The sequence below is a fragment of the Mycobacterium sp. genome (assembly GCF_965229265.1).
Lineage (GTDB): Bacteria > Actinomycetota > Actinomycetes > Mycobacteriales > Mycobacteriaceae > Mycobacterium.
The window spans coordinates 655,131-669,681 of record NZ_CBDDIY010000013.1 but is presented as its reverse complement, the minus strand read 5'-3'; the positions used below and the strand labels follow the sequence as shown (position 1 = coordinate 669,681).

Annotated in this window: 12 protein-coding genes and 2 pseudogenes; 5 read left to right on the top strand and 9 right to left on the bottom strand. The window is 68.1% G+C overall.

Annotated features, from left to right (window positions below; translation table 11 throughout):
• From ADBZ9K_RS25165 to ADBZ9K_RS25155, 3 genes and pseudogenes are all read left to right on the top strand, one after another.
• Positions 1 to 1,068, top strand: a complete 1,068-nt coding sequence (locus tag ADBZ9K_RS25165; RefSeq protein ID WP_526624961.1) for an acyl-CoA dehydrogenase family protein — start codon at positions 1 to 3, stop codon at positions 1,066 to 1,068.
• A gap of 24 nt (positions 1,069 to 1,092) precedes the next feature.
• A pseudogene (locus ADBZ9K_RS25160) lies at positions 1,093 to 2,610 on the top strand (acyl-CoA synthetase); the annotation flags it as partial.
• A complete protein-coding gene (locus ADBZ9K_RS25155; RefSeq protein ID WP_526625633.1) occupies positions 2,599 to 4,248 on the top strand; it encodes an AMP-binding protein in 1,650 nt (549 codons plus the stop codon). The pseudogene ADBZ9K_RS25160 and the gene ADBZ9K_RS25155, both read left to right, overlap by 12 nt.
• An 18-nt stretch (positions 4,249 to 4,266) precedes the next feature.
• Here the strand turns inward: ADBZ9K_RS25155 and ADBZ9K_RS25150 are convergent, their stop codons facing one another.
• The 7 genes from ADBZ9K_RS25150 to ADBZ9K_RS25120 form a co-directional block, all read right to left on the bottom strand.
• A complete protein-coding gene (locus ADBZ9K_RS25150; RefSeq protein WP_526624960.1) occupies positions 4,267 to 4,395 on the bottom strand; it encodes a hypothetical protein in 129 nt (42 codons plus the stop codon).
• Between the two features lie 123 nt (positions 4,396 to 4,518).
• Positions 4,519 to 5,568, bottom strand: coding sequence for a substrate-binding domain-containing protein (locus ADBZ9K_RS25145; protein ID WP_526624959.1), 1,050 nt, complete (start codon positions 5,566 to 5,568; stop codon positions 4,519 to 4,521).
• Between the two features lie 67 nt (positions 5,569 to 5,635).
• The gene (locus ADBZ9K_RS25140) at positions 5,636 to 6,673 is read right to left on the bottom strand and encodes an ABC transporter permease (protein WP_526624958.1); all 1,038 of its coding nucleotides are present in this window, start codon (positions 6,671 to 6,673) and stop codon (positions 5,636 to 5,638) included.
• Positions 6,670 to 8,193 (bottom strand): sugar ABC transporter ATP-binding protein, encoded by a 1,524-nt coding sequence (locus ADBZ9K_RS25135; protein WP_526625631.1) that lies wholly within the window; start codon positions 8,191 to 8,193, stop codon positions 6,670 to 6,672. Before ADBZ9K_RS25135 ends, ADBZ9K_RS25140 begins: the two co-directional genes overlap by 4 nt.
• A 125-nt stretch (positions 8,194 to 8,318) precedes the next feature.
• The gene (locus ADBZ9K_RS25130; RefSeq protein ID WP_526624957.1) at positions 8,319 to 9,377 is read right to left on the bottom strand and encodes an NAD(P)-dependent alcohol dehydrogenase; all 1,059 of its coding nucleotides are present in this window, start codon (positions 9,375 to 9,377) and stop codon (positions 8,319 to 8,321) included.
• Positions 9,374 to 10,018, bottom strand: coding sequence for a ribulose phosphate epimerase (locus tag ADBZ9K_RS25125; protein WP_526624956.1), 645 nt, complete (start codon positions 10,016 to 10,018; stop codon positions 9,374 to 9,376). Before ADBZ9K_RS25125 ends, ADBZ9K_RS25130 begins: the two co-directional genes overlap by 4 nt.
• On the bottom strand, positions 10,015 to 10,206 hold the full coding sequence (locus ADBZ9K_RS25120) for a hypothetical protein (RefSeq protein ID WP_526624955.1): 192 nt from the start codon (positions 10,204 to 10,206) through the stop codon (positions 10,015 to 10,017). Before ADBZ9K_RS25120 ends, ADBZ9K_RS25125 begins: the two co-directional genes overlap by 4 nt.
• A 127-nt stretch (positions 10,207 to 10,333) precedes the next feature.
• On the opposite strand from ADBZ9K_RS25120, the gene ADBZ9K_RS25115 reads away from it, so the two are divergent.
• Complete coding sequence (locus tag ADBZ9K_RS25115) at positions 10,334 to 11,254, top strand: sugar-binding transcriptional regulator (RefSeq protein ID WP_526624954.1); 921 nt, start codon at positions 10,334 to 10,336, stop codon at positions 11,252 to 11,254.
• Between the two features lie 18 nt (positions 11,255 to 11,272).
• Complete coding sequence (locus ADBZ9K_RS25110) at positions 11,273 to 12,037, top strand: SDR family NAD(P)-dependent oxidoreductase (RefSeq protein ID WP_526624953.1); 765 nt, start codon at positions 11,273 to 11,275, stop codon at positions 12,035 to 12,037.
• Between the two features lie 4 nt (positions 12,038 to 12,041).
• Here ADBZ9K_RS25110 and ADBZ9K_RS25105 read toward each other — a convergent pair.
• Positions 12,042 to 12,794 (bottom strand): annotated as a pseudogene (locus ADBZ9K_RS25105) (L,D-transpeptidase); the annotation flags it as partial.
• A gap of 241 nt (positions 12,795 to 13,035) precedes the next feature.
• Positions 13,036 to 14,475: an MFS transporter gene (locus ADBZ9K_RS25100; RefSeq protein ID WP_526624952.1), complete on the bottom strand. Its 1,440-nt coding sequence runs from the start codon at positions 14,473 to 14,475 to the stop codon at positions 13,036 to 13,038.
• Positions 14,476 to 14,551: the final 76 nt, after the last annotated feature.

Here is a 14,551-nt window from a genome sequence, read left to right as displayed (position 1 = left end):
ATGGATTTCCGATACAGCACCGAGCAACTGGACTTGCGAGATTCGGTGCGCGCCTTCCTGCAGGAGACCGCCCCGCCGTCCTGGGTGCGCCAGGTCGCCACGACGGCCGGCCACGACGAACGCCTCTGGCAGCGGCTATGCACCGAGTTGGAACTGCCCGGTATGCACGTGCCGCCGCGGTACGGCGGGGTGGGCGCCACCCTGGCCGAATCGGCGATCGTGATCGAGGAGTTCGGCCGGGCGTTGACCCCGGTGCCGCTGGCCACCCACCTGTTCGCGGTGCACGCCATCCTCACGATGGGTGACGAGGAGCAGCGCAGCCGCCTGCTTCCCGGCCTGCTCAGCGGCGAAGGGGTTGCCGCGTTCGCCGCGACCGCGCCGCTGACCGCCGACCGCAGCGGCCGTCACAGCGTTCTGGACGGGACGTGCGCCCCGGTGCTGCACGGGCACGTCGCGGACCTGTTCGTCGTGCCGGCCCGCGCCGACGCCACGACCGGGCTCTACGTCGTGGCCGCCGACGCACCCGGCGTCACGGTCGAACGGCTGCCGTCGTTCGACATCACCCGGCCGGTCGCGCGGGTGACCCTGCGGCAGGCCGAAGCCCAGCGGCTGGACGGGGCGGACAGCGACCTCGAGCGGGTACTGGATGCCGCGCGGGTGCTGCTGGCCGCCGAGATGCTCGGCGGCGCCGAAGCGTGTCTTGCGCTGTCGGTCGACTATGCCCGCAGCAGAACACAATTCGGCCGGCCCATTGGTACGTTCCAGGCGGTCAAGCACATGTGCGCCGACATGATGATCGAGATCGACGCGACCCGGGTCGCAGTGATGTTCGCCGCGATGAGCGCCGAGGACCCCGATGAACTGGCGATCGCCGCACCGCTGGTGAAGGCGCAGGCGTCCGACACCTTCGAGCTGTGCGCGGGCACGGCCATCCAGGTCCACGGCGGTATCGCGTTCACCTGGGAGCACGACCTGCACCTGTACTTCCGCCGGGCCAAGACCACCGCGGCGTTGTTGGGCAGCAGCACCCGCCATCGCGCGCTGCTGGCCGATCGCGTCGGCCTATAGCCACTCACCGGAGAGGAACCAGCAATGAACCCCTCGGCGTCGACCGGGATCACGCTCAGCGATGTTCTCGCCCGCCACGCCCTGGTACGCCCCGACCGGGTCGGGTTCGTTGACCCGCGCCGGCGCTCCACCTTCGGCGAGATCGACGCCCGGGTGACCCGCCTGGCCAATGCGCTCACCCACCGCGGGATCGGGCGCGGCGACCGGGTCGCGGTGCTGGGGTCGAACAGCCTGGAGTTGGTCGAAACCTGGTTCGCCGCAATCCGTATCGGCGCGGTGGTGGTACCGGTGAACTTCCGGCTGGTCGCCGACGAGGTGGCCTATCTGCTCGCCGACAGCGGCGCGTTGGCCGTCGTGGTCGACCGTGCGCTGAGTTCGGTGCTCGATCACGCGCTGGCGGCAACGGATTCGGTGCGCACCGTCATCACCATCGGGGGCGATCTGCAGGAGATCATCGACGGCGCGGCCGCCGAGCCGATCAGCGTCCCCGTCGGGGACGAGGAGCCCGCATTCATCATGTACACCTCGGGAACGACGGGCTTCCCCAAGGGCGCTGTGCTGACCCACCGCAACCTGTACCTGCACGCGTTCAGCTCCATCGGCACCCTGGGCCACCGCAGCGACGACGACTGCTGGATGGGGGTCGCCCCGCTGTTCCACACCGCCGGGGTCTCGGGAATGTTGCCGGCGTTCGTCACCGGCGGGACGGTCGTCATTCCCCCGTCGGGCGGATTCGACGCCGAGGCCACGGTGCGCACGATCGTCGAGGAACGGGTGACCTCATGCTGGATGACGCCGGCGCAGTGGCAGCTGGTCTGTGCCATGGAGGGGCTGTCCGAGTGGGACCTCGGTGGGCTGCGGCGGGTCTGGTGGGGTGCGGCGCCGGCGTCGGTCACGCTGCTGCAGAACATGATCGAGGCCTTTGCGCACGCCGAGATCGTCGCGGCGTTCGGCCAGACCGAATGCAGCCCGATCACCTGCCTGCTGCGCGGTGAGGACGCCCTGCACAAGATCGGCTCGGTCGGCACGCCGATGCTCAACGTCGAGGCCAGGATCGTCGACGACGACATGAACGATGTCGCACCGGGCACGGTCGGTGAGATCGTCTACCGCGGCCCGCTGGTGATGACGGGGTATTGGAATCGGCCCGCCGAGACCGCCGAGGCGTTCCGCGGTGGATGGTTCCATTCCGGTGATCTAGTCCGGCAGGATGAGCAGGGCTTCATCTATGTGGTCGACCGGAAGAAGGACATGATCATCTCGGGCGGCGAGAACATCTACAGCGCCGAGGTGGAGAACGCCCTGGCGGCCCATCCGAAGATCGCCGAGGTGGCCGTCATCGGGGTGCCGGATCCGAAATGGGGCGAGACCCCGCTGGCCGTCGTCGTGCCGCACGATCCCGATGACCCGCCGACCGACGACGAGGTCGAGTCGCATTGCCGCGAGCACCTGGCCCCCTACAAGCGGCCCCGGCACGTCGTCGTCGTCGCGGCGTTGCCGCGCAACGCCAGCGGCAAGGTGCTCAAGAACGTGCTACGGGAGCGCCACGGCGCCCGGTCGTATGCGGCAGGCCCCGACGATGTCGCGCTGCTGGAGCAGACCATCGGGGCCAACTTCGAGCGCACCGCCTCGACCTATCCCGACATCGACGCGCTGGTCGACGTCACCACCGGCCGGCGGTGGACCTACGCGGAGCTGAATCGCGAGATCGACCTCCTGGCAAGGGCGTTGATGAGTACTGGCATCGACAAGGGTGACCGGGTGGGCATCTGGGCGCCCAACTGCGCCGAGTGGACCATCCTGCAGTACGCCACCGCGAAGGCCGGAGCCATCCTGGTGACGATCAACCCCGCCTACCGCACCCACGAACTCGCCTACGTCCTGCAGCACGCCGGCGTGCGGATGCTGGTGTCGGCCCAGGAGTTCAAGGGATCCGACTACCGCAACATGGTCATGCAGGTGCGTCCCGAAACGCCGGAACTGACCGACGTCGTGTTCCTGGGCTCCGAGGACTGGGAGGACCTGCGCCAGCGCGCTGACACCGTGTCTGCGGCCGAGCTGGCGGCCCGGATGGGATCGCTGACCCCCTCGGATCCGATCAACATTCAATACACCTCCGGCACAACAGGTTCCCCGAAGGGTGCGGTGCTATCGCATCGCAATATCCTCAACAATGGTTTCTTCGTCACCGACCAGATCAACATCGGCCCGGGCGACCGGCTGTGCATCCCGGTGCCCTTCTATCACTGCTTCGGCATGGTGATGGGCAACCTCGGATGCACCACCCATGGCGCCACGATGGTGATCCCCGCGGCCGGATTCGACCCCGCCGCCACCCTGGCCGCGGTCGAACAGGAGCGATGCACCGCGCTCTACGGGGTGCCGACGATGTTCATCGCGATGCTCGGACACCCGGACCTGCCCCATCGCGACGTGTCCTCGCTGCGGACGGGGATCATGGCCGGCGCCCCCTGCCCGGTGGAAGTCATGAAGCGCTGCCTGGACCAGCTCAACATGACCGAGGTCGCCATCGCCTACGGCATGACCGAGACCTCGCCGGTGTCCTGCCAGACGCTGATCGACGACGACCTGGAGCGGCGCACCGCCACCGTCGGACGCGCGCACCCCCACGTCGAGATCAAGATCGTCGATCCGGACACCGGCGCCGTCGTCGAGCGGGGCCAGCCCGGGGAGTTCTGCACCAGGGGCTACTCGGTGATGCTGGGGTACTGGCGCGACGAGGACAAGACCGCCGAGGCGGTCGATGAGGACGGCTGGATGCACACCGGTGATCTGGCGGTGATGCGTGCGGACGGCTACTGCCAGATCGTCGGCCGGATCAAGGACATGGTGATCCGCGGCGGGGAGAACGTCTACCCCCGCGAGATCGAGGAGTTCCTGCACACCCACCCCGACATCGACGATGTCCAGGTCATCGGAGTGCCCGACGCCAAGTACGGCGAGGAGATCTGCGCGTGGGTCAAGATGCGCCCCGGCAGCGCACCGCTGGACGCGGCCGGCGTGCACGAGTTCGCGACCGGAAAGCTGGCGCACTACAAGATCCCGCGTTACGTGCGGGCGGTCGATGAGTTCCCGATGACGGTGACCGGCAAGGTGCGCAAAGTCGAGATGCGCGCCGAGATGATCCGGCTGCTCGGCGCGCCCCGATCAGGGGACTGACGCGCGGGGCGACCGGCATCACCAGAGCAGGACGATCGTCACCTGCTCCTCCGGGTCTGGCGGGTCCGCGGAATCGTCTGCGGTTGCCGCGGCAGGCGGAAACGCGATCACCTCCGCGTCCGGCTGGTCTGCATCCGGGCTGGTCACACCGCGAGTGTTGGATGAGCGTAGGCGGCTGTCACGCGTAGTCGGCTACTCGAAATCCGATGACCCGCGGACTGCCCGCAGCGGGACCGCGCCCCGGAGGGCACGACCCCGCTGCGCGGCAGATCACGGCTGCTTCTGCCCCGGGATCCCCTCGTAGGCGATGTCGCCGGTCTTGAGGTTCTGGGCGGTCAGCTCGGACAGACCGTCGAGGAACTTCTGCCGTTCGGTCACCACGTGCTGGATCGCGACGTCGACGTTGTCCTTGGTGATGGCCGGCATCATGTACACCGGCTTGGTGTCGACCTGTTCCTTCTTGGCCAGCGCGTTGGCCACCGCGAGACCCGCAGACAGTTCGACGGTGCCGTTCTGCAGCGAGGTGCCGATGAACTCACCGCTCTTCACCGCGTTGAGCCCGTCCTCGATGCCGTCGATGCCGACGATCGGAACGTCGGTGCGGCCGGCCTCCTTGAGCGCCTGCAGCGCACCCAGGCCCATATCGTCGTTCTCCGAGACGACGGCGTTGATCTGCGGCCCGAAGCCCGAGATCCAGTTCTTCATCTTGTTGACGGCCTCGTCGCGCTTCCAGTTCGCGGTGTCCTTGGCCAGCACCTTGATATCGGGGTACTTGGCCAGCACGTTGTTGATGCCCTTGGTGCGGTCGAGCTCGCCGGACTGTCCGAGCGGGCCCTGCAGGATCACGATGTTGCCGCGGCCGCCGAGGCGGTCGGCCATCATCTGCATCTCCTGTTCGCCGGCCGCCACGTCGTCGGGCTGCACGCTGCCGGCGACGTCGGGGTTGTTGAGGGCCGCGTTGACCGCGACCAGCGGGATGCCCTTGGCCTTGGCCGCGGCGACCTGCGGCCCCAGCGAGTCGGCCTGGATGGGCACCACGATGATCGCGTCGACGCCCTGGTTGACCATCGAGTCAACCTGGTTGGCCTGGGTCGAGACGTCGAGATTGGCCGAGTTCCAGACCAGCTCGATGTTGTTGGCCTTGGCGTAGGCCTCCATCCCCTCCTTGCCGGCGGTGATGAACGAGCTCATGTCGTAGACCGTGACGCCGATCCGCTTGGTGTCCTTGTTGGCCGTGGTGTCCCCGGCGCCGCAGGCGGTCAGCCCGAGCCCGAGCATGCCCACCGAGGCGACCGAGGCGATCTTGGTGATCAAACGCATGTGTTGGTTTCTCATTTCTGCGTGGGTGAATTGCGACTTCGGAAATGTTGTGCGGCAGCATGCTTCGTCAGGTACGCCTCCTGGACGACCACACGTCGACGGCCACCGCCGCCACGATCAGCACACCCTTGATCACGTCCTGCCAGTAGGCGGGCACCACGAGAATGTCCAGACCGTTGTTGAGGGTCATGATCATGAACAGGCCCAGCGCGGTTCCCCACACCGTGCCGCGCCCACCCATCAGGCTGGCCCCGCCGATCACCACCGCGGCGATGGCGTCGAGCTCATAGCCCTGGCCAAGGTTGGGCGGCCCGGAGATGACGCGCGAGGCGAGCATGACCCCCGAAATACCGGCCAGCAGGCCGGAAATCGCGTAGACGGAGAACAAGACGTTCTTGGTGTTGATGCCGGCGATCTCGGCCGCGTTGCGGTTTCCACCGACCGCGTAGACCCGCATGCCGTAGGTGGTGCGCTTCATGACGACCGCCAGCGCGATGATGCCGGCGATCATCAGCAGGACCGGGATCTGCAGGCCCAGGATCTTGGTGTTGGCGATCGAGCCGAATTCGGCGGGCAGTCCGTTGATCGGGGCACCGCCGCCGATGACGTAGGCCATGCCCGAACCCGCCGTCAGGGTACCGAGAGTCGCGATGAACGGTGGCACGGACAATCGCGACACCAGTACGCCGTTGATGCTCCCCACGGCCAGGCCGACGGCCATGGCCACCAGCACCGTCAGCCACACCTGGCCGGGGTTGGCCTTGGCGGTGGCGGCCCCGGCCATGGCCGAGACTGCGATGACGCTGCCCACCGACAGATCGATCCCACCGGTCAGGATGACCAGCGTCTGACCGAGGGCGATCAGCGCGAAGGGAGCCGCCGCCACCAGGATGGTGATCAGGTTCTCCGGTGTGGAGAAGCGCGCACTGCGATAGCTGAAGTAGGCGATCACCAGCAGCACGACGATCACCATCGAATAGCGCAGCGCGACACCGGTAAACCATTGGCGGGAAAACAGTTTGACGGGTTCACCGGTGATCGGTGAGGCCACCGTGTGGGCGCCGAGCGCCGCAGCCGGCGGGCCGTCGGTATCAAGGGAGGTCATGATGCTTTCTCCTGACTGGTGTGCTCGGTCGTCGCGTCCAGCGCGGTGGCCAGCCGGAACACCGATGCCTGGACTTCGGGGTGATCGAGGGCTTCGCGGTCCAGTTCGCCGACCAGCGCACCGCCGCGCATGACGAACGCGCGGTGTGACAGCCCGACGATCTCGGGCATATCGGAGGAGGCCATCACCACGGCCATCCCCTGCCCGGCGAATTCGGTGATGATGCGGTAGATCTCGCTGCGCGCGCCGACATCGACGCCCCGGGTGGGCTCGTCGAGCAGCAGTACGTTGACGTCACCGGTGAGCCAGCGGGCCAGCACCACCTTCTGCTGATTGCCGCCGGAAAGGGTACCGACCTCCTGGCCCAGCCCGCGGCTGCGCAACCGCACCGACGACATCACCTCCGAGACCGCCTTGGTGCGGGCCTTGCCCCGCAGCCAGCCGGCGAGGGAGAACGACGACAACCGGGGAAGCGAGCCGTTATCGAGCACGCTCATCGAGAGCACGACACCGGAGAGCTTGCGGTCCTCGGGCACCATCGCCATGCCCGCGGTGATGGCTGCGGCGGGGGTGTTGCGCTTGACGTGCTTGCCGCGCACCACGATCTGGCCGGCCGTGGTGCGGTTCGCGCCGAAGATGGCTTCGAGCAGTTCGGTGCGCCCGGCCCCGACCAGGCCTGCCAGCCCGAGGATCTCGCCGGCCTTGACGGTGAACGAGACCGCCGCGGTGGCGCCTTCGACCTGCAGATCCTGGACTTCGAGGACGGTGTCGGTGCCCGGATCGGGCCGGGGCGGGAACAAGGTGTCGAGCTCGCGTCCGATCATCGCGGTGACGATGTCGTCGTCGGACACGTCGGCGATCGACTTGTCGAGAATCAGCCCGCCGTCGCGGAGTACGACGACCCGGTCGGCGATGGCGCGGATCTCGGCCATCTTGTGGGTGGTGTAGACCATCGCGACACCGTGTTCCCGCAGGCGGCGCACGATCTGGTAGAGGCCTTCGACTTCACGCTCGGAGATCGCCGAGGTGGGCTCGTCGAGCATGACGACCTGGGCGCCGGTGCGGGCGGCCTTGACGATCTCGACGATCTGGCGCAGGCCGACCGGCAGGCTGCCCATCCGGGCGGTCGGCGAGATGTCCACGTCGAACACGGCCAGCGTCTCGCTGGCCTCGTGAATCATGGCCCGCCGGTTCAGGAATGGGCCGACTGTGAGTTCCCGTCCGACGAAGAGGTTCTCGTAGACGGTCATATCTTCGATGGAGGCCAGTTCCTGGGGCACGATCGCGACGCCGTGCCGGACCGCTTCCCGGGTGTTTCCCGGGGTCAGATGGGCGCCTTTGACCGAGACGGTTCCGTGGTCGGCGGTGTACTGGCCGCTGATGATCTTCATCAGGGTCGACTTGCCGGCGCCGTTCTCACCGGCCAGCGCCGTGACCGTGCCCGGCTCGAGGTTGAGCGTGACGCCCTTGAGTACCGGCACACCACCGAAGCTCTTGTGAATGTCATTGCAGGACAGCAGGTCTTCGGTCGCGCCGGTCCCATTCCCCCGGTCGCTGCGCTCCTGCCCGCCGGTCCCATTCCCCCGGTCGCTGCGCTCGTGCCCGCCGGTCCCATCCCCCCGGTCGCTGCGCTCCTGCCCGCCGGTCACCGTGGCACCACGATCGACTTGAGGCTGGCCGGGTCGGAGTCGCTGTCGAGCGCCTCGGCGACGTGGTCGAGGTCGTAATGGGCGGTGACCAGCGAGTCGAGGTCGACGGCGCCGGAGGTCACCAGATGGATTGCCGCCGGCCAGGTGTCGGTGTAGCGGAACACCCCGGTCACGCTGATCTCCATGTTCTGGATGTAGCCGATCGGCACCGGATACTCGTCGGCACCCATGCCGACCAGCACCACGTGACCCGCCGGGCCCACGGCCTTGATTCCGCTGACCACGGCCGGTGCGGCACCACTGGCGTCGACGAATGCGTCCACCTTGGGATCGAGGGCGGCGACGTCATCGGCGGCCGGGTCGAGGACCTCGGTGGCACCGAACGCACGCGCCCGCTCGCGCCGGTCGGCCACCAGGTCGGAGACCACGATGCGGGCCGCGCCGAACGCACGCGCGGTCTGGGCGCAGATCACCCCGATTGGGCCCGCCCCGGCGATGAGGATCGAACTTCCCGGCGTCACATGGGCTTTGCGCATCGTGGCGACAGCCACCGACAGCGGCTCCAGCAGTGCGGCGGCCTCATCGGACATCGAGTCGGGGACCGGGTGGGCCATGTCGTCGTCGGTGAGCACATAGCGGCAGAAGGCGCCGTCGATCGGCGGGGTGGCATAGAACTGCATCTGCGGGCACAGGTTGTAGCGGCCCGCGGTGCATTGCGGACATCTTCGGCAGGGGTGTTGGGGCTCCACCGCGACGCGCTGGCCCACCCGCGCCGCGTCGACCCCGTCGCCGACGGCGGCGACGCGCCCAGACAGTTCGTGGCCGAGGATCATCGGGGCATTCACCACGAAGTCCCCGATGCGCCCGTGCCGGTAGTAGTGCACATCGGAGCCGCACACCCCGACGGCGGCCACCTCGACGAGCACCTGGTGCGCGCCCGGTGTGGGTACCGGACGGTCTTCGACCCGCAGCGTGCCCACACCGGTCAGCACGCTGGCGCGCATGGTGGCCCCAGTGGGCTCGACGGTCCCGGTGGGTTCGATGGTTGTCGTCATGGCCTGTCTCCGTTCGCCGAGGCCAGCAGGGCATGCCCGACGACCAGGGATTGGGCGCCCGCAGTGATGCATAGGGGCGCGAGTTCTTCGGTGATCCCGCCGTCGACGATGACCGGGAGTTCGGCGGCGCAGGCGGTGGCGACACCGAACCGGCCAAGCAGGCACAGCCCCGCGGCGCCCGGCTCGATGAGTACGACCAGCGCACCGTCGGGGCGGGCCGGCCACGCGGGCGCGCCGATGCCGTCCCACTCGTTCCACAGCGCGACCCAGGCGGCACTGCCCGACTCGCGCACCGCGTTGGCACGTTCGTCGGTGAACGCATGCCAGGGCAGGAAGACCTTCGCCGGCCGCGTCGCCAGCACGGCCGGGAGCACCGCGTCGACGACGTCGGGCGTACCGAGCACGCGCACCCCGAGCCGGTCCGGCGCGATCACCGCCGCGATGTCGCGCAGTTCCGCGAGGCTGACCCCGGGGCGTGGGCCGTCGCCGTCGGCCACCAGGTCAACGTGGACATCGAGGCCGGCCGCGACCAGGGCACGTGCCGCCGCGGGCCGCTGCGCCGAGGGAACGGCATACACCGAGCCAGCCACCTTGTCCGCGAGCTGGGGGTCCCAGGACGTCAGGCGAAGCGTCGGGGTCATGGCGCCGTCACGGGGCCACGCGCGGCGTTGAGCGTGCACACCTGCGCTAGATACCCGCCAGTGACCTGGGCCACACCCTGGGCCGGATCCCGGCCGAGGTCGGCGGCCGTGGACGCCTGGCCGGCAATCGAGTGGTGCACAGCGGAATCAGGGCTCGTCAGCCCGCTGCCGTCTCCGATCATCTCCACACTCGCTCATCTGTGATACCCGGTGCTCATCTGATTGCGTGTGATTCGGATCATTGTCTACGCTATGCTCATATGTCAACCGCCCCGCTCATACGAGCGGCCGCTGCGGGGACCGGAAGGAAACGCCATGGGACCCGACGAGCTGTTCCAGCGCGCCGTGATCGCCCGGCGCTACTACCTGGAAGGGCGCACTCGAATCCAGATCGCCGAGGAATTCGGGCTGTCCCGGTTCAAGGTGGCCCGGATGCTCGAGGAGGCCGTCGAGTCCGGCATGGTGGAGATCAAGATCCACAATCCGGGGTCCATCGACCTCGAGCTGTCGACCGCGCTGCAGCGCCGCTACGGCCTGCAACATGCCTACGCGGTCGCGGCCGACTCGACCAATGCCGCCGACCGGGTGGAGGCGGTGGCCAAGGCGATGGCTGAACTGCTGCAGTCCATCCTGCGCGACGGTGACGTGGTCGGGGTGGACTGCGGCCGCACGATGACCCACATCGCGCCGTATCTGGCTGCGTTACCGCACTGCGACGTGGTCCAACTCACCGGGATGGCCGGGGCGCTGACCACCAACGGTGCCGACCTCGCCCGCCGGCTCGGCGAAATCACCGGCGGCACGTCGTGGCCGCTGTACGCCCCCCTCGTGGTGTCCGACGCCCGCACGGCCGAGAGCCTGGCTGGCAACCCGCAGATCCAGGAGACCTGTGCCCAGCACGCGAAGGTCACCTGCGCGCTGGTGTCCATCGGCGCCTGGGGGCCCGACACCTCACAGGTGTACACCTCGCTAACCCCGGCCGAGACGCGGGAGCTGCAGGCCGCGGGCGTCTGCGGTGAGACCTGCGCCCTGCTGGTCGACACCGAGGGCAAGCGGGTACCCGGACTCGACGAACGCCGGATGGGTATCAGCGAGGCCGCACTTCGCGCGATCCCCACCGTGATCGCCATCGCGACCGGTCCGGAAAAGGTCGCGGCAACCAAGGCGGTGCTGCGCTCGGGCCTGGTGTCATCACTGGTCACCGACACCGAGGTGGCAGCCGCCGTGCTCGAGTGAGGGAAGGATCGTGCTGAAATGACCGAACCTGCAATCGATTTGAATTTCCGCCTGGACGGGAAGGTGGCGCTGGTGACCGGCGGGGCGTCCGGCATCGGCGCGGCCATCGCGGCGGCCTTCGCCGAGAAAGGCGCCACCGTCGCCGTCGTCGACCTCAACGAGGCGGCGGCGGTGCAGACCGCCACGACCCTGGCCGGTGGGAGCCGCGGCTTCCGGTGTGACGTCGCCGATCCCGCGTCGGTCAGCGCCGCGGTCGACGCGGTAGCCGATGCGTTCGGCGGGATCGACATCCTCGTCAACAGCGCCGGGATCGTCATGCTGGCCCCCGCAGAAGAGCTGTCGCTCAAGGCGTGGGAGGCGACCATCGACGTCAACCTCAAGGGCACCTTCCTGATGTGCCAGGCCGTCGGAACCCGGATGCTGGCGGCCGGACGCGGGGTGATCCTCAACATGGCCTCGCAGGCCGCCACCGTGGCGCTGGATCAGCACGTCGCCTACTGCGCATCCAAATTCGGAGTGCTCGGAGTCTCGAAGGTGCTCGCCGCCGAGTGGGCCGGCCGCGGTGTGCGGGTCAATACCATTTCCCCGACCGTCGTGCTGACCGAACTCGGGCACAAGGCCTGGGACGGTCCGCGCGGGGACGCACTCAAGCAACTGATCCCCACCGGTCGCTTCGCCTACCCCAACGAGATCGCCGCCACCGCAGTGTTTCTCGCCTCCGATGCCGCAGCCATGATCAACGGTGCCGACCTGCTGATCGACGGCGGCTACACCATCAAGTAGCCGGCTAGATCCACTGGTCCCAGGGGACGCTCCAGTCCCCGTTCTGCCAGAGCTGCAACGGTTTCCCGCCGGTGTTGCGCACCTCGACGACATCGCCGGGCACCGAGAAGTTGTAGAACCAGGTTGCGTTGTCCCGGTTGAGGTTCAAACATCCGTGGCTGGTGTCGGTGTTGCCCTGCGCCCACACCGTCGCATCCAACTCGTGCAGGTAAACCCCGTCGGTACTGATGCGCACCGCATAGTTGATCGACTCCTTGTACCCGAGGTGGGAGTTGATCGGCAGCCCGTAGGTAGAGGAATCCATGATCACCGGATTGCTCTTGTCCAGAACGGTGTAGACGCCGGGCTGGGTCCAGAAGCTCAGGGTCGTGTTGCCGACCTTCTCGGTTCCGCCGCGGCCCATCGAGGTCGGCATGGTGCGGACCAGCTTCCCGCCGTCGAACACACTGACCTGCTTGGTGGCGTCATCGGCGATCGAGACGTGCGAGGCACCGATGGTGAACGTCAGCGGCGGGTTCAGCCCATCGGTGACGGTGACGGCAGTCCCCGGCGCGTAGTACTGCGGCGGACGCCAGTGGGCGGTGTGATCGTCGACCCAGTGCCAGGCGCCGTCGACCGGCGGCTCGGTGCTGACCTGCAGCACCTGCTCGGCCGTTGCTCGATCGATGGGTCCGGCGAAATGAGCGACGATGACCGTCCCGATCCCGTAGGTGCCGCCGTTCTGCAAGGCCGCACCGGAGGTGGTGGTCAACGAGACGGCTGGCAGGGCAGGGTCGTCGGCTCGGGCGATGCCCGGTCCGCCGGCCAGCGCCAACACCAGCGCGGCCACCACCGAAAACAGGGCCCCGCGACGAACTTCAGCCATTCACCACTCCACTCGACGGATGCACCGCTCGGTCATCGAGCATGACAGCGGCTCTGCCTAGTCTGGCCCCTGCCCTGCGATATCGGACAGTCGGCCGGCGAACCTTGCGAAAGGCTGTGAGGTTGCTGCGGTTTCACTGACCCCGACCCGACGGTGGGGTGCGGGGCATCGCTGCCACAGCCAATGCGGACACCACGGCCACGGCGAGCACCCCGATGAAGACTGCCGCCGAACCCGATGTGATGACCGCGGGCCCCAGCGTGTGCACGTCGCCCGGGCCGAAGATCGAGTTGGCGACGGCACCGAAAACCGCGACACCGACCGCGCTGCCCAGCGAGCGGGCGAACATGTTGGTGCCGGTGACCACACCGCGCTCGTTCCAGTCGACCGACGACTGCGCGGCGATGAGCGTTGGCAGCGCCAGCAGCCCCATCCCGCCGCCGATGAAGAAGCACACCACCGCCACCACCGCGACGCTCGGCGAATGCGCGATGGCGACCAGCACCGACATTCCGGCGATCACCGCCACCGCACCGACCGCGGCGGTCTTCTTGAAACCCCAACGGAGATAGAAGTATCCCGCCACGCTGGCCGTAGCCGGCCAGCCGAGCGTCAACGCGGCCAGGGTGAGCCCGGCGACGATCGGCTGGACCCGCAACGAGCCCTCCAGATACGTCGGCACATAGGAGGTCAGGCCCATCAGGATCGCTCCGACACCCACCGCGACGACGGTGGTGGTCCACAACAGCCTGCGCGAGAGCACCCACAGCGGCAGGATCGGCTCTTCGGCGCGGCGCTCGGCGAACACGAAGGCGACCAGCAGCGCGGCCCCCACCGAGAACGCGGTGATACTCGGGGCCGATGTCCACGCCCAGGTCTGCCCGCCGCCCAGGATGGCAAGGATCAGCAGTGTCATCGCGGCGGCCAGCAGCAGTGCACCGAGGTAGTCGACCTTCGCGCGCCGGTGCTCGATCGATTCGTGATAGTGCCGGATCAGCATCGCCGCGGCGACCAGGCACAGCGGAATGTTGATCAAGAACACCCCACGCCAGATGCCCAGTTGCGAGAACAGACCCCCCAGGGTGGGGCCGATCACCGAGGATACCGCCCACACGCTGGCCAGATAGCCCTGCACTCTGGCACGTTCGGCCAGGGTGTAGATGTCGCCGACGATCGTCATCGCCGTGGGTTGCACCGCACCGGCACCGATGCCCTGCACGGCACGAAACACGATGAGGGCAGGCATGTTCCACGCGAGGCCACACAGGATCGAGCCGAGCAGGAACACCCCGATCCCGAGCAGCAGGATGGGTTTGCGGCCGAAGACGTCGGACAGTTTGGCGTAGACCGGTGTGGTCACCGCCTGCCCCAGCAGGTAGGCCGAGAACAGCCACGGGAACTGCTCGAAGCCGCCGAGCTCACCCACGATGGTGGGCACGGCCGTCGCCAGCACCGTCGAGTCGATGGCGACCAGCCCGGTGCTCAGCATCACCGAGATCAGGATGGGGCCGCGGTCGGACCGGAAACCGACCGCGGTGCCCGACGCCGAGTTCACCGAGTCATCGAGTTGCACGCGTGATCCTTCCGGTGGATGCCCCGCGGCAAAACAATCACGACGAGCCAATCTATTCCCTCGGCGGCTATACCCC